We start from the raw sequence: 19473 nt of genomic DNA, 5'->3' as shown, positions 1-19473 counted from the left end.
GCGCGCAAGCGCGCTCCTACGCAGCGCCGCTCCGTGCCGATCGAGCGCTCAGCGCGATACCTGCGCGATCCACTCCTGCAGGTTGTAGTAGTTGGTCACGCGGGCGATCCTGCCTTCGCGCACCTCGAAGAAGGCGCCGCCCGGCAGCACATAGGTCTGCCCATGCGCATCGGGCAGGCCTTCGTCGGTGGTGTGGTAGACGCCATGCACCACGTATTCGGCGCCCAGGCGCGTGCCGTCCTCGTTGGCGGTCACCACGATATCGTGCAGCTGCTCGCGGTAGCTGTCGTTCATGCGCTGCAGGAACGCGGCAAAATCCGCGCGACCGATCTCGCGCGTTCCCTGATTGAGGTCGTGCGCGACATCCTCGGTCAGGAACGCCAACATGCCGTCCCAATCGCCGCGATTGAAGGCTTCGTAATAGGCCTGAACCAGGCCGATAGCGTGTTGTCGGTTGCTCTCGCTCATGCTCGAACCTGCCGCTGGGAAAACCGCATCATAATGAAACGCGCGCGGTGTGGCGGAGGTCGCGCGCATTGCCGGCAGGACCGGCGCGGCGCGGCTGGCTAGGCTCCGCGCGACAGCAGATCGCGGTGGAAGTAGTAGACCTCCTGCAGCAGAAAACGCCAGCTGGTGTGAAAACTGCGGAAGCGCGTACTGGGTGTGGACGACGCCAGCGCGTCCACGCCCAGCTCACGGCTCAGCCGCAATGCGCGCGCCATGTGCAGCGGGTCGCTGACGATGATTGCCCGATGCATGCCGTGACGCTCCATCAGCGCACGCGCCTGCTCCAGATTCTGCCGGGTGGTGCGCGAGCGGGTTTCGATCACGATCGCGTCCGACGGCACGCCATGCCGAAGCGCATAGCGCCGCGCCACCTGCGATTCGGCAAAGCGTGCGCCGTTGCCGAAGCCACCGGTGAACAACAGGTGCGACGCATAGCCTTGTGTGTACAGATCCAGCGCGTGCCGGATCCGCTCTTCGAACACCGGCGATGGACGCGCATCGTAGGCGGCCGCGCCCAGCACGATGATCACATCGGCCGGCGCGGCCTGATCGCGATCGCCAACCCAGACGATCCAGCCAGCCACCCCCACCAGCCAGATCAGCGCCAGCATGCACAGCCGCCAGCACCATCCCCACAGCCCCAGACCGCGCGCGCGCCTGCTCATGCGAGCACCCACGGCAGCGCATCCAGGTCGACATTGCCGCCGGACAGGACCAGCCCCACCCTGCGCCCGGCGAACCGGTCCGGCTCGGCCAGTACCGCGGCCAGCGCGATCGCCGAGGACGGCTCCACCACCTGCTTGAGGATCTGCCAGAGCAGCCGCATCGCCTGCACCACGGCCGCATCGTCCACCGTGATCGCCTGCGCGCCGGCATCCTGCAGCAGCGCGAAATTCGGTTCCCCGAGCGTTCCACGCAGGCCATCGCACACGGTCTCGGGAACGAAATCGATCAGGCGCCGCCCCGCGGCCAGCGAGCGGGCGGTATCGGCCGCGCCGCTCGGCTCGGCCAGCACCAGTGCGCAGTCCGGCGCCGCGCGCAAAGCCAGCGCCGCCCCGGCCGCGAGCCCACCGCCGCCGACCGGCACCACCAGCACGTCCAGCCCGCCGCTCTGGTGCAGCAGCTCCAGCGTGGCGGTGCCCTGCCCGCCGATCACGGCCGGATCGGTATACGGATGGACCAGCGTGGCGCCACTGCTGGCCTGTACCTGCGCACATAACTGCTCGCGCGCCGCGATGGTTGGCGCGCAGCGCCACAGGGTGGCGCCGTGGCGGGAGATATTGGCCAGCTTGGCGGCCACCGCGCCCTCGGGCACCACCACATGGCAGCCGATGTCGCGCGTGCGCGCGGCCAGGGCCAGCGCGGCGCCGTGATTGCCGGACGAGTGCGTGACCACGCCTCGCGCAGCCTGCTCCTGAGGCAGCGCCCAGACGGCGTTGCAGGCGCCGCGGAACTTGAAGGCGCCAGTGCGTTGCAGGTGTTCGGCCTTGAAGAACAGGCGTGCGCCGCTCAAGGTGTCCAGGCTGTGCGAGGTCAGCACCGGTGTGGGTGCGCAGTGCGGGGCGATGCGCGCCGCGGCGTGCAGCACGTCGCGGTGGGCCAGAGGGACCGTTTCGATCATGCCGCAAGATTAACGTATCGTCCCGTCCTTCACGGCTCGCACGCAGCACGCCGCCGCATGCTGGATCCATGAACAACCGCGCCGTTGCTGCAGAGTTAAGGACCGATTCAAAGCACCGGTTCGAAAGTGACACCATGGTTGCAGGAGGGCACCATCGATGAAATTCCGTCTGATCTTCGCTGCCGGGCTGATTGCCCTGAGCGGCTGTGCAACCTATGACTACACCGGGGGCGGGTCCGGCGGCTATTACCGCGGCGCCCCTGCGGTGCAGTACCGCTATCCGCCGGGGTACTCGCCGTTCTACTACGGTCCGCCCTACGGGCCCTATGGGGCAGGTGGCTTCGGCCTGTACAACTATCCGATCCATCCGATCTATCGCGGTGGCGGCTATTACTACCGGCCCTACGATCGGCGGCCGCAATACCGACCGCCGCGCCCGCAAGGCGGCTTCAGCGGCCCACGCCCGGATCGGCCTCGGCCATCGCAGCCGTCAGGCGGCAGCCGGCCGCCGACCGGTGCGCCACCGTCGCGACCGCCGCCGCGGATCGGTGCGCCGCCACGGGTGATCCGGGAAATCCAGCGGCAGACGCCACGCCAGCAAATTCCGTAACCCGCTGACTGAGACACGTCCCACAAATGAGACGTGTGGGGCTTGCGTTCAGTTGGTACTTGGACGCAAGCTAGGTGCTCTGTGTGACCTGCCACGTCATGTTGTGACCCGGCTCGCCGCATGGACCGACTTATGTCGATGTCCGACAGGGAAATCTGGATCCCCCCTGTTCCGGCCCTGTCGGATATCGGCGCCTTCAACGCATAGAGCCCCGGCATGCCGGGGCTTTATGCGTTTTGTCCTGGGGCCGTGTGGTCGATGGTCTGCAGCAGGTCGGCGTCAGGCAAAAAATTAAGGGTCGGCAGTCCCCCGACTACCGACCCTTACGCTACCCCGACGCACGCGCGGCTGGCCCCTGTTCCAATTCCAGCCTTTGCGCCCATGTCGCAATGCCGCGCCGGGTGCAGTAGGGATATCCGCACGAAACATGCCAACTTGAGCGCCACTATTGCGAAATGTGATTTACACCACACTTTTAGCGCATTAGTGACCGCGTCGGTCCTTCAGCCGATACTTCTCCGGCCGTTTTTCTTTTTCCGTCATCGATACACGCCCATGTCCGACTCCTTCTACCGCTTCGACGTCATCGTGATCGGCGGCGGCCACGCCGGCACCGAGGCTGCGCTGGCATCCGCGCGTGCCGGTGCCCGCACCCTGCTGCTGACCCACAACATCGAGACAGTGGGCGCGATGAGCTGCAATCCGGCCATCGGCGGGATTGGCAAGGGCCACCTGGTCAAGGAGATCGACGCGCTGGGCGGGGCAATGGCGCATGCCGCCGATCTAGCCGGCATCCAGTGGCGCACGCTCAATGCCTCCAAGGGGCCGGCGGTGCGCGCCACCCGCTGCCAGGCTGACCGCAACCTCTACCGCAACGCGATCCGACGCATCGTCGAGGCGCAGCCCAACCTGACCGTGTTCCAGGCGGCGGTGGACGATCTGATCATCCACAACGGCGCCGCCGAAGGCGATAGCGTGCGCGGGGTGATCACCCAGACCGGGCTGCGTTTCGAAGCACCCTCGGTGGTGCTGACCGCCGGCACCTTTCTGGCCGGCAAGATCCATGTCGGAGAAACGCAGTATGCGGCAGGGCGCATGGGAGACCCGCCGGCCACCACCCTGGCCGCCCGCCTGCGCGAGCGCCCGTTCGCCATCGACCGCCTCAAGACCGGTACCCCGCCGCGTATCGATGGGCACTCGCTGGACTACGACGTGATGGTCGAGCAGCCCGGCGACGACCCGCTGCCGGTGATGTCGTTCATGGGCCAGGTCGGCGACCATCCGCGTCAGGTCAGCTGCTGGATCACCCACACCACCGAACAGACCCACGACATCATCCGCAATGCGCTGCATCGCTCGCCGCTGTATTCGGGGCAGATCGAAGGCATTGGCCCGCGCTACTGCCCGTCGATCGAAGACAAGGTGGTGCGTTTCGCCGAGAAGACCAGCCACCAGATCTTCGTCGAACCCGAAGGGCTGGAGGTGACCGAGATCTATCCCAACGGCATCTCCACCTCGCTACCGTTCGATGTACAGCTGGCGCTGGTGCGCTCGATCAACGGCTTTGCCCGGGCGCACATCACCCGCCCCGGCTATGCCATCGAATACGACTTCTTCGACCCGCGCGGACTCAAGGCCTCGCTGGAAACCAAGGCCGTGGGCGGGCTGTTCTTCGCCGGCCAGATCAACGGCACCACCGGCTATGAAGAAGCTGCCGCGCAAGGCCTGCTGGCCGGCCTCAATGCCGCCCGGCACGTACAGGGATTGCCCGCGTGGTCGCCGCGCCGCGATGAGGCCTACCTGGGCGTGCTGGTGGACGATCTGATCACCCACGGCACCACCGAGCCGTATCGCATGTTCACCAGCCGCGCCGAGTACCGGCTACAGCTGCGCGAAGACAATGCCGATGCGCGTTTGACCGGTGTCGGCCGCAGCATGGGCCTGGTCGACGACGCGCGCTGGGCGCGCTTTGCGGCCAAGCAGGAGGCCGTGCAGCGCGAAAGCGCACGCCTGTCTGCACTGTGGGCCACACCCGGCAATGCGCTGGGGCGCGAGGTGACGCAGACCCTGGGCGTGTCGCTGAGCCGCGAAACCAATGTGCTGGATCTGATCAAGCGCCCGGAATTGAACTACGCCAGCCTGATGCGCGTGCCGACCCTGGGGCCAGGCGTGGACGATAGCCAGGTGGCAGAACAGGTCGAAATCGGCGTCAAGTACGCCGGCTACCTGGACCGTCAGCGCGACGACATCGCACGTCAGCAGCGCCAGGAAAACACGCCGATACCCGAGGGTTTCGACTATGCCGGCGTGCGCGGACTATCGATCGAGGTGCAACAGAAGCTCGAACGCGTGCGCCCGCAACACATCGGCCAGGCCCAGCGCATTCCCGGCATGACGCCGGCAGCGATCTCGCTGCTGCTGGTACACCTGGAGCGTGCGCGGCGCAGCCAGGTGGCGTAGCGTCCCGCTGGACACGTGTGGTGCAGAACGAGGTCGCAGCGCTGTCAGGAGCGGCACCACCACGGCATGGAGATCGTCCATCGCCGACCCGTGTGGTGTGTGCATTGCATGGGCGGGTCGTCCGTTTGGAGAAACCAGCACGATGGAATGTCGCGATTCACGAAGAGAGTGGCGAATAAGGGCGGAATAGATCCGCCGGACGGTCGTTGGGCGGGCAAAGGATATTGCTATGATTTGCCAACGACGACACATTTTATTAAATGAACGCAGTTAGCACATTATTGGCCGCCACGCTCCGCATCGCCTGCCCCGCTGCGCTCCTGACGCTGGCAAGCATCTACCCTGCCCACGCCAGCACCGAAGAAGATGGGCGGTATTGGTTGAGTATCTACGCTCAGGGCAAGCTGCCGGTCGAGAATCTCTACTGGAGCATGGATATCCATCCCCGCTGGCGCGAAGAAGGCGAGCAGTTCGATCAATTGATCCTGCGCCCGGCAGTGTTTTATCGACTCAATCCCAAGGCCAGCGTCTGGATGGGTTACGACACCATCATCAGCCATCCGGCCGGCCAGCCATCCAATCGCGAGAATCGCTGGTGGGGGCAGTTCCAGTATCAGTTCGACCCGGTCGCCAACATCAGCATCACCAGCCGAACCCGCCTGGAACAACGTCACCGCGAGGACTTCAGCGACGAGGGATATCGGGTGCGGCAGATGATTCGCGCCACCCGCCCCAGCAGCCTGGCGCCGCAGTTGTCCTGGGTGGTCTTCGACGAAGTGTTCGTCAATCTCGACCAGACCAGCTGGGGAGCGCGACGCGGTCTCGACCAGAACCGTCTGTTCGTCGGCATCAACTGGAAATTCAATGCCATTTCCAATGTCGATGTGGGCTATCTGAACCAGTTCGTCAACACCCGCGCGGTGGATCGCGAAAACCATGTGCTGATGACGACATTCCGCTTCAATTTCTGAGAATGCACGCCGGCGCGGCAGGCACTTGCAGATGTCTGCACTGCGCCGATCAATCGTCTTCGGCGGCGGCTTGCCGACCCTGCTGGCGGATCAGATTTTCCTGGCGTGCGTCCTCGATGGAGGCGCGCACGGCGCGCACATCCGCACGCCGGGTATCGAACCGGAAACGCCCGGTGAGCACGCTATCGGGGCGTAGCTCGCCCTTTTCGTAGAGCGCCCACATCTCTTCGCCGTAATGGGTCTGGAGCAGCTCCGGTGCGAAACGGCCCAGGCAATCGCGCAGGTTGTGCACATCGCGCAGCAACATCTGGCGTGCGGCATTGTTGCCGGCGGCGCTGACCACCTGCGGAAAGTCGATCACCACCGGCCCCTGGGGCGACACCAGCACGTTGTATTCGGACAGGTCGCCGTGCACCAACCCCAGCGACAGCATCTTGACCACGTCGCCGATCAGACTGGCATGGAAGGCAAGCGCCTGTTCCGGTTCCAGTTCCAATTCGCCCAGGCGCGGTGCGCTATGCCCCGCGTCGTCGGTGACCAGATCCATCAGCAGCACGCCATGGAAATAGCCGCGCGGCCTGGGCACGTGCACGCCGGCATCCACCAGTTGGTAGAGCGCATCGGCCTCGGTGTTCTTCCATGCCGTTTCGGCCTCGCGTCGGCCGAACTTGGTGGCCTTGCCCATCGCCCGTGCCTGGCGGCTGCCGCGCACCTTGCGCCCCTCCTGGTACTGCACGCGCGCCTGGAAGCTGCGCTGCGCCATGTCCTTGTAGACCTTGGCGCACAGGATGTCTTCGCCGGCACCGACCACGTAGACGGAGGCTTCCTTGCCGCTCTTCAGCGGCCGCAATACCTCGTCGATCACGCCGTCGTCGATCAGCGGCTGCAGACCCTTGGGGGTTTTCATGGACTAGGAGGACCATCCGGAACGAGCCAGCGACGATTATGCGGCAAGCCGGGTGAAGCGTTTAGATGCCGCGCACGCCCACCGCGATCGGCGCGCACGACGGTGCGAGCGCTTACCATGGCAGCACCTGCCCAAGCTGCGATCCGATGCCCGACACTCCTGCCCGCCGCCGCACACCCTCCGCCTCCACGGCTGCGGCCGGCAGCGAACGCGGTCTGCCGCACGAGCTGATGCAGCAGATTGCCGCCGCGCAGGGCGACCCCGATTTCATGACCTCGCTGGGGCGTGGGTTGGTGGTGCTGAGCGTGTTCGCCCAGCATGCGCGCGAGGTGACGATGTCGCAGATCAGCCTGGAAACCGGGATCTCGCGCGCCGCGGTGCGGCGCGTGCTGCACACGCTGACCAGGCTGGGCTATGTGGGCGAGCAGGGCCGCGGCTATGTGTTGCTGCCGCGCGTGCTGGGGCTGGGCGGTGCGTACGTGGCCTCGTCGTCGATGACCGCCGCGGCGCAGCCGGTGTTGGATGGCCTGCGCGATCAGGTGCTGGAATCCTGCTCGCTAGGTGTGCTGGACGGCGACGACCTGCTGTACGTGGCGCGTGCGGAGACGGTGCGCATCATGTCCATCGGGCTACGCCCGGGCACCCGGCTGCCGGCGTATTGCACCTCGATGGGCCGGGTGCTGCTGGCTGCGCTGCCCGCCGACACCCTGCGAGCCTATCTGGAACGCACCACGCTGCGCCCGCGCACCGAACGCACGCTGACCCAGGCATCGGCGCTGCTGGAGGTGCTGGCACGCACGCGCCGCGAGGGCATGTGCCTGACCGACCAGGAACTGGAGATCGGGCTGCGCTCGATCGCGGTGCCGGTGCGCAACCTGCGCGGCGAGGTGATCGCCGCGCTGAACATCGGCGCCCAGGCGGGGCGCGTGAGCCTGCAGACCATGCAGATGCAATTGCTGGAGCCGCTGAAACAGGCCGCGCAGCGACTGGGCACCTTGCTGAGCTAGGCCGCCCCGAACCGCAGCGTCGGCACGTTCCAAGAAGCGAAGGACTCAGCCTTCCGCAGCCTGTTCCTGCAGGATCGGCACGGCCAGCGCAAAGGCGTGGTTGGCAGCCGGCACGCCGCAATAGATGGCCGCCTGCAGCAACACTTCCTTGATCTGCTCGGCGGTCACGCCGTTGTTGCGTGCCGCACGGACGTGCAGCTTGAATTCCTCGTCGTGGCCCAGGGCGACCATCATCGACAAGGTGATCAACGAACGGGTATGCGCGGGCAAGCCATCGCGGGTCCAGATGGTGCCCCAGGCATAGCGGGTGATCAGGGCCTGGAACTCGTCGGTCAGCGGGCTGCGTGCGGCCTGCGCGCGATCGACATGCGCATCGCCCAGCACGCGCCGGCGTTCGCGCATGCCGGCCTGGTAACGCTCGTCTTCGTGCATCGGATGTCCTTGGCGGGGGGAGTCAGTCGTTCAACAGGAAACCCAGTACCGCGTCGTTGAAGGCGGCGGGCGATTCAAGATTGCAGATGTGCCGGCCGGGCACCTGAGCGTAGTGGCCGTCGGGGGCGGCGTAGGCGATGTCGCGCAGGTTCGGCGGCGGACAGACCGGGTCGTCGTCGCCGGCCACGGCCAGCAGCGGCAAGGCCAGGCCATCGAGCGCGCCGCGGAAGTCCGCCTCGGCCACGGCCTGGCAGCAGGCCATGTAGCCGGCCGGCGAGGTGGACACGAACGCGGCAGCCACCATGTCCAGGCGCTGCGCATGGCTGTGCGCAAACGCTGGGGTGAACCAGCGCTGCAAGGTGGCATCGATCAGGCTTGGCAGGCCTTCGCTGCGCACCTGCTCGATACGCGCCTCCCAGGTGGCCGAACTGCCGATCTTCTGCGCGGTGGCGCACACCACCAGGCGGCGCAGCCGTTGCGGTGCGTGCAGGCCCAGCCACTGCCCGGTGAGTCCGCCGATCGACAGCCCGCAGAAATCGCTGCGTTCAATCTGCAGTGCGTCCCACAGCGCCAGCACGTCCTGGGCCAGTTCGGCGATGCTGTAGGGACCGGGCGGCGTTTCCGAATAGCCGTGGCCGCGCCGGTCGTAACGCAGGATGCGGTAATGCGGGGCGAAGGCTTCGATCTGCACATCCCACATGTGCAGATCGGTGCCGAGCGAGTTGCAGAAGGTCAGCCAGGGCCGCCCCTCGGTGCCGTCCAGGCGGTAGTGCAGGCGATGCGTGGGCAACGGGAGATAGGCCATCGGAGCACCGTCAGCGGGAAGGAGAACCGGCCAGCACGCGGTCGATCCAGACCGACGACATACCACGCCAGCTCCGGCTATCGAACACCGCCTGCAGTTGTGCCGGCGTGAGTATCGCGCCGACCTGCGGATCCTCGCCCAACACTTCGCGCAGATGCCGTTGCTGTTGCTGCGCGCGCAGCACGGCCTGCTCGACCAGCGCATGTGCCTGCGCCTTGCCGAGCTGCGGCGCCAGGGCGAACACCGCCGCCTCGGCGTAGAGCACGCCGCCGTGGCTGTCCAGATGCGCCCGCATGCGTGCGCGGTCCAGTTTCAGCCCGGCCAGGCAGGCCTGCATCTGCGCCAGGCTGCCGGCAGTGAGCCGCACGATCTGCGGCAGGGTGTCCCATTCGGCATGCCACTGGCCGGCGGCGCGCTCGTGCGGCTGCGTCATCGCGCTGAACAAGGTGGCGACCAGGCCGGGCACGCGCGTGGCTGCGGCGATCGCCGCGACGCTGGAGACCGGATTGCGCTTGTGCGGCATCGCCGACGAGCCGCCCTTGCCGGCCGCGGCGGGTTCGAACGCCTCGCCCACCTCCGACTGCATCAGCAACACCACGTCGCCGGCGATCTTGCCCAGGGTGCCGGCCAGCAGCCCGAATACGCAGCCGATCTCGACGATGCGGTCGCGGGCGGTATGCCAGGGCACGGCCGGCAACGGCAAGGCCAGGGTGTCGGCCAGCGCCTGCGCCACCTCCAGTCCGCGCGTCTGCAGCGAGGCCAGGGTGCCGGCAGCGCCACCGAACTGCAGCGCCAGCGCATCCTCGCGCAGGGCGTGCAGGCGGCGCTGCGCGCGCTGCAGCGCATCCAGCCAGCCGGCCGCCTTGAGTCCGAAGGTCACCGGCACCGCATGTTGCAGCAGGGTGCGCCCGGGCAGGCCGGTGTCGCGCTCACGTTCGGACAGATCGGCCAGGGTGCCGCACAGGCGCTGCAGTTGCGGCAGCAGCAGATCGAGCGCAGCGCGCAACTGCAGCACCATGCCGGTGTCGATGAGGTCCTGGCTGGTGGCACCCCAGTGCACCCAGCGCGCGGCGTCGGCATCGTGTTGGCTCACCCGCGCGGTGAGCGCCTTGACCAGCCCGATGGCGGGGTTGCCAGCCAGCGCGCTGGCCTGCGCCAATGCGGCCAGGTCGTAATGGCGCACATCGCAGGCCCGGGCGATGGCCTGCGCGGCGGCCGCGGGAATGACGCCGCAGTGCGCCTGCGCCTGGGCCAGTGCCGCTTCGAACTGCAACATCGCCTGCACCCGCGCCGCATCGTCGAACAGCGCGTCGCATGCAGGGTCGCCAAACAAAGGGTCCAACAGCGAAAAGGTGGAACTCATGCGGTGGCTCTCTTGGCGTGGCGGCAGCATGGCATCGCAGCGCGTAGGTGCCAACCGGCACGCGACACGTGTGCATGGCCGTTGCGCGCAACGTCCATCCACGGCATGCCATGGCCACGCGCGCAGGGGGAAACTGCGGCGCCATCGCGCCGGACGGCAGCGCAACCTGCCACACGGCGTTGCCGGACCGGACACCGCTGCGTGATTCGAACAGGCGGGGAGCGGCCAGGGCCACGCCTGCGACTGGCAACATCGCGCCGCATCAGTAGTCGAAGAACACGGTCTCGGTCTCGCCCTGCATGTGGATGTCCCAGCGGTAGGCGCCCCCGCCACGGGGTTGCGCCAGCAAGGTGGCGCGGCGCGTTGCAGGCACCAGTGCCAGGATGGGGTCGCGATCCAGCTGCGGGTCGTCGGCGAAGTACAGGCGGGTGGACGCGCTGCGCAGCAGGCCGCGCATGAACACCAGCACGGTCAGATGCGCGGCCTGCAGTGCGTCGCCAGGCCCGGCCACCGCACCCGGCTTGATGGTCGCGAAGGCGAACCGCCCCTCGGCATCCGTGGCGACCCGGCCCCACCCGTCGAATTCGGGCGCATGCGCCTGCCAGCGGGGGTCGGCAGGGTGCGCGTAGATGCCGGCCGCATCGGCCTGCCACAGTTCCAGCACCGCATCGGCCACCGGGCTGCCGGCACCGTCGCGGACGCAGCCGCTGATCTGCACCTGCGTGCCCGCGACCTGCGGCGATGCCAGTCGATCGCGGTAGAGCGGCTCCAGGCCAAGGCGGAAATACGGGCCGACGGTTTGCGAAGGCGTTGCGTACAGGCTCATCGGTTCACTCCCAGACCGTTTGTTTGCGGCCGCGCAGCACGATGTCGAAGCGATACGCCAGGGCGTATTCGCTGATGGCGTTCTCCCAGTCGAAACTGGACACCATGCGTTCGCGCGCCAGCACATCGTCCACGCAGTTGTAGATGGGGTCGTGCGCCAGCAACGGGTCGCCCGGGAAATACATCTGCGTGACCAGGCGCTGCCCGATCCCGTCGCCGTGCAGCGAGAAATGGATGTGCGCCGGCCGCCATGCGTTGTAGTGATTGCGCCACGGATAGGCACCCGGCTTGATGGTCTTGAAGGCGTAGCGGCCCTGCGCGTCGGTCAGCACCTGCCCGGTGCCGCGGAAGTTGGGATCCAGCGGCGCATCGTGGCGGTCGCCGGCATGCTGATAACGGCCGGCGGCATTGCACTGCCACACTTCCACCACGCTGTTGCGCACCGGCTTGCCGTTTTCGTCAAGCACGCGGCCGGACACCACGATGCGCTCGCCCAGCGGTTCGCCATCGAAGCCGGCAGTCAGGTCGGCGGCATGCGGCCCCAGGGTCAGGCGATCCATCCGCGGCCCGGTGACTTCCGACAGCGTGGCGGGGATCTGGATCGGCGCGCAGGTGGGACCGCGCAAACGCGTGGATGCGTAGGGCAGGTGCAGACAGGCCGGCTGAGTGCCGGGACGTGGACGGCGATAGCCCAGCAATGGATCGGCGCCCGGCTCGTCGGTGGTGGCATCGCGCATGTGGGATCTCCCTGGCCGCAGTGCGGCACGTTCAAACGATATTGGGTGGCGCTGGTTGCGGGACAGAGGGCATGGCGCCGGCTCAGAGGCGTTCGATCGCCAGGGCCACGCCCTGCCCCACGCCGATGCACATGCTGGCCAGCCCGAGCCGCCCGTTGCCGGCTTCCAGCTGCCGCAGCAGGGTCAGCGCCAGCCGCGCGCCGCTCATGCCGAGCGGATGGCCCAGCGCGATCGCGCCGCCGTTGGGGTTGACCTGCGCAGCGTCGTCGGCCAGGCCGAGCTGGCGCGTGCAGGCCAGCGCCTGGGCGGCGAAGGCTTCGTTGAGTTCGATCGCGTCGAACTGCGCGATGCGCAGGTTCAGGCGTGCCAGCAGGCGTTGCGTGGCAGGCACCGGGCCGATGCCCATATAGGCCGGCTCCACGCCCGCGCAGGCGAAACCAAGCACCCGCGCGCGCGGCGTCAGCCCGTGCGCCCGCACCGCCTGCGCGGACGCCAGCAGCAGCGCGGCGGCGCCGTCGTTGATGCCCGACGCATTGCCCGCAGTAACCGTGCCTGGCTGGCGGAACACCGGCTTGAGCTTGGCCAGGGTCTCGGCGGTGGTGCCGGGGCGCGGCTGTTCGTCGTGCTCCACCGTGGTCGGTTCGCCGCCCTTGCGTCCGGCCACCGAGACCGCGGTGATCTCGCCATCGAAGAAACCTGCGGCCCGCGCGGCGGCCGCGCGCTGCTGGCTGCGCAGCGCGAAGGCATCCTGGTCCTCACGGGTGATGGCATGGCGGGCGGCGACGTTTTCCGCGGTCTCGCCCATCAGCTCGGTGCCGTAGGTCGCCTGCAGACGCGGATTGACGAAGCGCCAGCCCATCGTGGTGTCTTCCAGTTGCTGGGTACGGGCAAAGGCGCTGTCGGCCTTGCCCATCACCCAGGGCGCCCGCGACATCGATTCCACGCCGCCGGCGACCGCCAGTTCCAGTTCGCCGGCGCGAATGCCACGCGCCACCGTGCCGACGGCATCCAGCCCGGAGCCGCACAGGCGGTTGAGGGTGCTGCCCGGCACCGACGTAGGCAGGCCCGCCAGCAGCAGACTCATTCGCGCGACATTGCGATTGTCCTCGCCGGCCTGGTTGGCGCAGCCCAGATAGACATCGTCGATCGCGGCAGGGTCCAGTGCTGGATGACGCGCCAGCAACGCGGCAAGCGGCACCGCGCCCAGGTCGTCGGCACGCACGCCGGACAGGGCGCCGCCGTACCGGCCGATCGGGGTACGGATGCCATCGATCAGATAGACCTCGCTCATGCCTCCGCTCCGGCCGCCTGGGTTCCATGCGCGGCATCGGTACGCGCTTGTAAGGCACGCAGCGCCTGCAGTTCGGCCGTACTGGGCGGCGTCGTCTGGGCCAGGTCGGCGGCAAACCGGATCGGCCAGCCGGTCGCCGCGCTGACCTGTTCGCGGCTGATGCCGGGATGCAGCGAAGTGACGGTGAGTTCGCGGCTCACCGGATCCGGCTCCATCACGCACAGGTCGGTGACCACCACGGTGGGGCCGGCACCGGGCAGGCCGGCACGCTCGCGCGCATCGCCGCCGTCCAGATGCCCCACGGTGGTGATGAAGTCCAGCACCGGTACGAAGCTGCGCCTGGACTGACGCATGATGATGAACACCTGCTTGGCGCTGGCCGCGATCTCCGGCGCGCCGCCGGCACCGGGCAGGCGCGTCTTCGGCGCAGCGTAATCGCCGATTACCGTGGTGTTGAGGTTGGCGTGGCGGTCGATCTGCGCCGCACCCAGGAAGCCGACATCCACGCGCCCGCCCTGCAGCCAGTAGCGGAAGATCTCCGGCGTGGAGACCACGGTGTCGGCCGTCTCGGCCAGTTCGCCATCGCCGATCGACAACGGCAGCACATCAGGGCGTGCACCGATGGGGCCGGATTCGTAGATCAGGGTGACGTCCGGTGCATGCGTCAGCCGCGCCAGGTTGGCCGCCGTGGACGGCAGGCCGATGCCGACGAAACAGACCGCGCCGTCGGGCAACCTGCGCGCGGCGGCCACGGTCATCATTTCGTTGGTGCTGTATTCGCTCATGCGGCCACCTGCTGCTGCGATTGCGCGTACACGCGCTGGAACGCGCTGAAGTCCTCGGTGTCGAGGACGTGCGCCTGGATCCAGGCCTGGAAGCGTGCACGGTCGCGGGCGATCGCATCCCAGGCCAGGTAGAAGCGGTTGTCGCGTGCGTAGTAGCCATGCGCATACGATGGCGCCGCGCCGCCTGGCACATGGCATACCGCATCGACCACCCAGCGCGGCAGGATGCAGGCGTTGGGGGGCGCGTCGAGCGTGTCCACGATGTCTTCCACCGTCACGATCACCTTGCGCGCAGCCAGCGCGGCTTCCTTCTGCACGCCCAGGATGCCCCACAGCAGCACATTGCCGCGGCGGTCGGCCTGTTGGGCGTGGATCACGGTGACGTCGGGAGTGACTGCCGGCGTCGTGGCCAGGGTCTCGCCGGTATAAGGACACTGCAGGAAGCGGATGCTGTCGTTGACATGCGGCAGGTCCGAACCGACATAGCCGCGCAACACCGCGAACGGCAGGCCCGAGGCGCCGGCGACGTAGGCGTTGGCCATGTCGGCATGGCTGTGTTCGCGGATCTGCAATGGCCGCGGCCATCCATGTTCGACCGCGTCGCGCAGCCGGTGCAGCGAGCCCACGCCGGGGTTGCCGCCCCACGAGAACCGCAGCGCCGCCACGCAGCCGGCGCCGATCAACTGGTCGTAGATCAGGTCTGGCGTCATGCGCACCAGACGCAGGTCACGCTTTTGCTGGCGGATCACCTCGTGCCCGGCGGCGTGCGGGATCAGATGGGTAAAGCCCTCCATCGCCACGCAGTCGCCATCGACGATCAGGTGGGACACCGCCTCTCTCAGGGAAACGACTTCGGCCATGGCAGCACGCCTAGGTTGCGAACGAGCCGTCACGGTAGAGCCGGCCAGATGGCCCGGTCAATCCGATTATCGGCTTTTGTATTCGATAAACGCACAATTTCGCGTGTGTAGTGGTGCCGCGACATTGTGTCCGGTGTATACATAACTTCGCCTGCAAGCAGACGCCAGCGCTGGCATGCGCGTCAACTGGTTGCCAGCCGGCGCACCGGCGCCGATTCGTACCCCAGGTTGTATACAAAAACCCCAGGAGTCACGGTCATGTCCCAGTCCAAGCCGCTGTTTCCCCTCAACGCGTGGTACGCCGTCGCCTGGGACCACGAGATCAAGCACGCACTGGCGCCGCGCAAGGTGTGCAACCTGGATGTGGTGCTCTACCGCACCACCGCCGGTGCGGTCGTGGCGCTCGAAGATGCCTGTTGGCACCGCCTGGTACCGCTGTCGATGGGCAAGCTGCGCGGCGACGACGTGGTGTGCGGATATCACGGCCTGGTCTACAACACGCAAGGCCGCTGCGTGCACATGCCCTCGCAGGAGACCATCAACCCGTCGGCGTGCGTGCGCAATTTTCCGGTGGCCGAGAAGCACCGCTATGTCTGGATCTGGCCGGGCGACCCGGTCAAGGCCGATCCCGCGCTGATCCCGGATCTGCATTGGGCGCACGATCCGGCCTGGGCCGGCGATGGCCGCACCATCTACGCCAAGTGCGACTACCGGCTGGTGCTGGACAACCTGATGGACCTCACCCACGAAACCTTCGTGCACGGCTCCAGCATCGGCCAGGACGAAATCGCCGAGGCGCCCTTCGACGTGGCGCATGGCGAGCGCTCGGTGGTGGTGTCGCGCTGGATGCGCAACATCGACGCGCCACCGTTCTGGGCCAGCCAGATCGCGCGCCATCTGGACTACCGCGGCAAGGTGGATCGCTGGCAGATCATCCGTTTCGAAGCGCCCGGCACCATCGCCATCGACGTGGGCGTGGCGATCGCCGGTACCGGCGCGCCGGAAGGCGATCGCAGCCAGGGCGTCAATGGCTACGTCCTCAACACCATCACCCCCGAGACGGACACCACCTGTCATTACTTCTGGGCGTTCATGCGCAACTACGCGCTGCACGATCAATCGCTGACCACGCTCACGCGCGCGGGCGTCACCGGCGTGTTCGGCGAAGACGAAGCGGTGCTGGAAGCGCAGCAACGGGCCATCGATGCGCACCCGGACCACACCTTCTACAACCTCAATGTGGATGCCGGCGGCATGTGGGCGCGGCGGGTGATCGATCGCCTAATCGCGCAGGAGCAGCGCGCCGGCGATCTGTCGCTGCGCATGGTGGGCTGAGCGCGCAGCGCAGGAGCCCCGGCATGTCACCGACCACCCCGTTCCGTCACAGCGCCGCGCAAACCACGCGCACGCTGTTGTCGCTGCGCGAATCGATCCTGGACGGCAGCCTGGCCGCCGGTACCCGCCTGTCCGAACTGTCGGTGGTGCAGCGCCTTGGCGTGTCGCGCACTCCGGTACGCGCGGCCCTGCAACGTCTGTGCGACGAAGGCCTGGTCAGCGCCCTGCCGGGCGGCGGTTATGCCGTGCAGGCCTTCAGCGACCGCGATGTGCATGACGCCATCGAACTGCGCGGCACGCTCGAAGGACTGGCCGCGCGCATGGCGGCCGAGCGCGGCATCGGCGCTGCGGAGCTGGCGCAGGCGCAGCGCCTGCTGGCCCAGCTCGACCGCATCGTCGGCCCGTCGCCCGATGCGATCGATCTCGCTGCCTACGTGCAGATCAATGCGCAGTTCCATGCGCTGTTGCTGGCGATGGCCGACAGCGACGTACTCGACCGCGCGGTGAACCGCAGCGTGCAGCTGCCGTTCGCCTCTCCCAGCGGTCTGGTGATGGCGCAGACCAGCGATGCCGATGCACGCCTGCTGCTGACCCTGGCACAGGATCAGCATCGCGAAGTGATCGCGGCCATCCAGCAGCGCCAGGGCGGTCGCGCCGAAGCGCTGATGCGCGAACACGCGCGCCTGGCGCATCGCAATCTACGTCATGTGCTGCAGACCCCTGCGGCGATCGGCCAGCTGCGTGGCGGCGCGTTGATCGGTCCTGCCCCCATTCCCGATGTCGGCAGTGCCCGGCACGCCCTTCCGCCTGGAGCTCATCATGCGTAAAGACACCCAATGGCACCGCGCGCGCGTGGTCCGCATTGCCGACGCCTGCGAAGGCGTCCGCGAGATCGTGTTCGATCCGGGACCGGCCGCACGCAGTTTCGAGGTCGGCAGCCATCTGGACTTCCGCGTGCAGCTGCATGGGCGTGCCGATGTGCGTTCGTACTCGCTGGTGGGCGAGCCGCGCGCGGACGGCCACTACCGCATCGCGGTGCGGCAGATGCCCGACAGCCGCGGCGGCTCGCGGCATATGTGGACGCTGCAGCCGGGCGATGTGGTGGAGATGTCGCCACCCAGCAACAACTTCGCGCTGGACGAACGCGGGGAAGAAATCCTGTTGATCGCCGGCGGTATCGGGATCACCCCGATCGTCGGCATGGCGCAGCGGCTGGCAGCGCGCCATCCGGCGTTCCGGCTGCTGTACGTGGGCCGATCGCGCCACGCGATGGCCTACGTGGACGAGCTGGACGGCTTGCTCGGCGAACGCCTGACACTGCACTGCGACGACAACGACGGCGCGCCCGATCTGGCCGGCGCGCTGGCGCGCCTGTCGCCCAATGCCGAGGTCTACGTCTGCGGCCCGCTAGGCATGCTCGAAGCGGTCCGCCAGCATTGGCACGCGGCCGGGCGGCCGCGCGCGCGGCTGCATTTCGAAACCTTCGGCAACAGCGGGCGCGTGCCCGCACAGGCGTTCGTGGTCAAGTTGCCCGCGCTCGGCCTGGAGGTACCGGTGGCGGAGAACGAGTCGATGCTCGATGCGCTGACCGATGCCGGCGTGGAACTGATCGCCGAGTGTCGGCGTGGCGAATGCGGATTGTGCGCGGTGGAGATACTCGACAGCGCAGCGGACATCGATCACCGCGACGTCTTCTTCAGCGACGCGCAACGCCGCGAAAACCGCAAGCTATGCGCCTGCGTGTCGCGTGCGGTGGGCGGCAGCATCACCATCGACACCGGCTATCGCGGCGAGCTGGGCTGAGCCACGCGGCGCCGGGCCGCAGGCCTGCGCAGGCCCGACCGCGTGATGCCGTCCCCGGCGGCGGGCCGATCGGCGCAGTTGCCCGACCGGACCGCTGCGCCGATGCGCCCCACGACGTGTTTGCATCCTCACACGCATGCGCGATCATCTGCGCATGGAGTCGACTCACTACAGGACTGTCCCGGCGCCGGCACTGAACCCGCGCCAGGAGCAATTGGTGGCACTGGTCCGGCAGCAGGGGTTTGCGGATGTGGAAGGGCTGGCGACGCGCTTCGAGGTGACGCCGCAGACCATCCGCCGCGATCTGACGCTGCTGTGCGATGCCGGGGTGCTGCGCCGCTACCACGGCGGCGTCAGCATGCCATCGAGCGTGGAGAATCTGGCCTACACCGCCCGCAAGGCGCTGCAGGCGCAAGAAAAGCGCCACATCGCCGCGCAGGTTGCCCGGTTCATTCCCGACGATGCCTCGCTATTCATCAACCTCGGTACCACCAACGAGGAAGTGGCGCGCGCACTGCTGCAGCACCGCGGCCTGCGCGTGATCACCAACAATCTCAATGTCGCGGTGATGCTGAGCGCCAACCCCAGCTTCGAGGTGATCGTGGCCGGCGGCGTGGTGCGCGGTCGCGACCAGGGCGTGACCGGGGAAGCCACGGTGGAGCTGATCCGGCAGTTCAAGGTGGACTTCGGGGTGATCGGCATTTCCGGCATCGATCGGGACGGCACCCTGCTGGACTTCGATTACCAGGAAGTCCGCGTGGCCCAGGCCATCATCGAGCATTCCCGCCAGGTGGTGCTGGCCGCCGACCACAGCAAGCTCGGGCGCAATGCCATGGTGCGGCTGGGCGCGCTGGCGCAGGTGCACGACTGGTTCACCGACCGGCCGCTGCCGCAGGAGCTGGCTCCTGTCCTGGCCGAGGCGGGCACCCGCGTGCATGTGACAGGCACCGATACCCGCTGATCCCGCGCGATGTTCGATTCTGTTCTTTTTAGACTGCAGTAGGGGCTGCCAACTCGGCATGTCCGTCCCTACTCAGGCCACAGTTCCCCAGAGAAATTGGGTTTCACGCGATCAGCTGTCTTCACGTTCCGGCAAGGCGGAATGTTCGAATATGTTCGAACATGACAACTTGGGTTCGCCGCAGGCGCATCCG

20 protein-coding genes are annotated in these 19473 nt (G+C 67.6%); 8 read left to right on the top strand and 12 right to left on the bottom strand.

Annotated elements, in window-relative coordinates:
- Nucleotides 1-48 precede the first annotated feature (48 nt).
- From LL962_RS01365 to LL962_RS01355, 3 genes are all read right to left on the bottom strand, one after another.
- Nucleotides 49-468: a nuclear transport factor 2 family protein gene (locus LL962_RS01365; protein WP_228315607.1), complete on the bottom strand. Its 420-nt coding sequence runs from the start codon at nucleotides 466-468 to the stop codon at nucleotides 49-51.
- Between the two features lie 98 nt (nucleotides 469-566).
- Nucleotides 567-1184, bottom strand: coding sequence for a YdcF family protein (locus tag LL962_RS01360; protein WP_104586229.1), 618 nt, complete (start codon nucleotides 1182-1184; stop codon nucleotides 567-569).
- A complete protein-coding gene (locus LL962_RS01355) occupies nucleotides 1169-2128 on the bottom strand; it encodes a pyridoxal-phosphate dependent enzyme (protein ID WP_228315606.1) in 960 nt (319 codons plus the stop codon). The genes LL962_RS01360 and LL962_RS01355 overlap by 16 nt, the downstream gene beginning before the upstream one ends.
- Before the next feature lie 157 nt (nucleotides 2129-2285).
- Between LL962_RS01355 and LL962_RS01350 the strand changes: the two genes are divergently transcribed.
- From LL962_RS01350 to LL962_RS01340, 3 genes are all read left to right on the top strand, one after another.
- The gene (locus tag LL962_RS01350; RefSeq protein WP_104586241.1) at nucleotides 2286-2738 is read left to right on the top strand and encodes a hypothetical protein; all 453 of its coding nucleotides are present in this window, start codon (nucleotides 2286-2288) and stop codon (nucleotides 2736-2738) included.
- Nucleotides 2739-3293: 555 nt separating this feature from the next.
- Entirely contained in the window at nucleotides 3294-5198 is a 1905-nt protein-coding gene (gene mnmG, locus LL962_RS01345) for a tRNA uridine-5-carboxymethylaminomethyl(34) synthesis enzyme MnmG (protein ID WP_228315605.1), read from the top strand.
- Nucleotides 5199-5458: 260 nt separating this feature from the next.
- Entirely contained in the window at nucleotides 5459-6169 is a 711-nt protein-coding gene (locus LL962_RS01340; protein WP_104586245.1) for a DUF2490 domain-containing protein, read from the top strand.
- Nucleotides 6170-6218: 49 nt separating this feature from the next.
- Here the strand turns inward: LL962_RS01340 and LL962_RS01335 are convergent, their stop codons facing one another.
- Nucleotides 6219-7076 (bottom strand): PA4780 family RIO1-like protein kinase, encoded by an 858-nt coding sequence (locus LL962_RS01335; protein ID WP_228315604.1) that lies wholly within the window; start codon nucleotides 7074-7076, stop codon nucleotides 6219-6221.
- Nucleotides 7077-7222: 146 nt separating this feature from the next.
- On the opposite strand from LL962_RS01335, the gene LL962_RS01330 reads away from it, so the two are divergent.
- The gene (locus tag LL962_RS01330; protein WP_104586483.1) at nucleotides 7223-8083 is read left to right on the top strand and encodes an IclR family transcriptional regulator domain-containing protein; all 861 of its coding nucleotides are present in this window, start codon (nucleotides 7223-7225) and stop codon (nucleotides 8081-8083) included.
- A 45-nt stretch (nucleotides 8084-8128) separates the two neighbouring features.
- Here LL962_RS01330 and pcaC read toward each other — a convergent pair whose 3' ends face one another.
- The 8 genes from pcaC to LL962_RS01290 form a co-directional block, all read right to left on the bottom strand.
- Complete coding sequence (gene pcaC, locus LL962_RS01325; RefSeq protein WP_104586249.1) at nucleotides 8129-8515, bottom strand: 4-carboxymuconolactone decarboxylase; 387 nt, start codon at nucleotides 8513-8515, stop codon at nucleotides 8129-8131.
- A 22-nt stretch (nucleotides 8516-8537) separates the two neighbouring features.
- Nucleotides 8538-9320 (bottom strand): 3-oxoadipate enol-lactonase, encoded by a 783-nt coding sequence (gene pcaD, locus LL962_RS01320; protein ID WP_104586251.1) that lies wholly within the window; start codon nucleotides 9318-9320, stop codon nucleotides 8538-8540.
- Between the two features lie 10 nt (nucleotides 9321-9330).
- Nucleotides 9331-10683 (bottom strand): 3-carboxy-cis,cis-muconate cycloisomerase, encoded by a 1353-nt coding sequence (locus LL962_RS01315; protein WP_228315603.1) that lies wholly within the window; start codon nucleotides 10681-10683, stop codon nucleotides 9331-9333.
- Nucleotides 10684-10945: 262 nt separating this feature from the next.
- Nucleotides 10946-11509, bottom strand: a complete 564-nt coding sequence (pcaG, locus tag LL962_RS01310; RefSeq protein ID WP_228315602.1) for a protocatechuate 3,4-dioxygenase subunit alpha — start codon at nucleotides 11507-11509, stop codon at nucleotides 10946-10948.
- A 4-nt stretch (nucleotides 11510-11513) separates the two neighbouring features.
- The gene (gene pcaH, locus LL962_RS01305) at nucleotides 11514-12245 is read right to left on the bottom strand and encodes a protocatechuate 3,4-dioxygenase subunit beta (RefSeq protein WP_228315601.1); all 732 of its coding nucleotides are present in this window, start codon (nucleotides 12243-12245) and stop codon (nucleotides 11514-11516) included.
- 82 nt (nucleotides 12246-12327) lie between these two features.
- Entirely contained in the window at nucleotides 12328-13536 is a 1209-nt protein-coding gene (gene pcaF, locus LL962_RS01300) for a 3-oxoadipyl-CoA thiolase (RefSeq protein ID WP_228315600.1), read from the bottom strand.
- A complete protein-coding gene (locus LL962_RS01295) occupies nucleotides 13533-14321 on the bottom strand; it encodes a CoA-transferase subunit beta (protein WP_228315599.1) in 789 nt (262 codons plus the stop codon). The genes pcaF and LL962_RS01295 overlap by 4 nt, the downstream gene beginning before the upstream one ends.
- The gene (locus LL962_RS01290) at nucleotides 14318-15181 is read right to left on the bottom strand and encodes a CoA transferase subunit A (protein WP_228315598.1); all 864 of its coding nucleotides are present in this window, start codon (nucleotides 15179-15181) and stop codon (nucleotides 14318-14320) included. The genes LL962_RS01295 and LL962_RS01290 overlap by 4 nt, the downstream gene beginning before the upstream one ends.
- A 258-nt stretch (nucleotides 15182-15439) precedes the next feature.
- On the opposite strand from LL962_RS01290, the gene LL962_RS01285 reads away from it, so the two are divergent.
- The 4 genes from LL962_RS01285 to LL962_RS01270 all read left to right on the top strand — a co-directional run bounded on the left by LL962_RS01285 (nucleotide 15440) and on the right by LL962_RS01270 (nucleotide 19280).
- Nucleotides 15440-16516 carry an aromatic ring-hydroxylating dioxygenase subunit alpha gene (locus tag LL962_RS01285; RefSeq protein ID WP_104586263.1) on the top strand — a complete coding sequence of 359 codons (1077 nt, stop codon included), beginning with the start codon at nucleotides 15440-15442 and terminating at the stop codon, nucleotides 16514-16516.
- A 23-nt stretch (nucleotides 16517-16539) separates the two neighbouring features.
- Entirely contained in the window at nucleotides 16540-17343 is an 804-nt protein-coding gene (locus tag LL962_RS01280) for a GntR family transcriptional regulator (protein ID WP_228315597.1), read from the top strand.
- Entirely contained in the window at nucleotides 17336-18319 is a 984-nt protein-coding gene (locus LL962_RS01275) for a PDR/VanB family oxidoreductase (protein ID WP_104586485.1), read from the top strand. Before LL962_RS01280 ends, LL962_RS01275 begins: the two co-directional genes overlap by 8 nt.
- Before the next feature lie 136 nt (nucleotides 18320-18455).
- Nucleotides 18456-19280 (top strand): DeoR/GlpR family DNA-binding transcription regulator, encoded by an 825-nt coding sequence (locus LL962_RS01270; RefSeq protein WP_104586267.1) that lies wholly within the window; start codon nucleotides 18456-18458, stop codon nucleotides 19278-19280.
- Nucleotides 19281-19473: the final 193 nt, after the last annotated feature.

The organism is Xanthomonas sp. NCPPB 1067, from assembly GCF_020783795.1.
GTDB classification, from domain to species: domain Bacteria; phylum Pseudomonadota; class Gammaproteobacteria; order Xanthomonadales; family Xanthomonadaceae; genus Xanthomonas; species Xanthomonas melonis.
The sequence above is the reverse complement of the archived record's forward strand: the minus strand, read 5'-3'. Positions and strand labels throughout refer to the sequence as shown.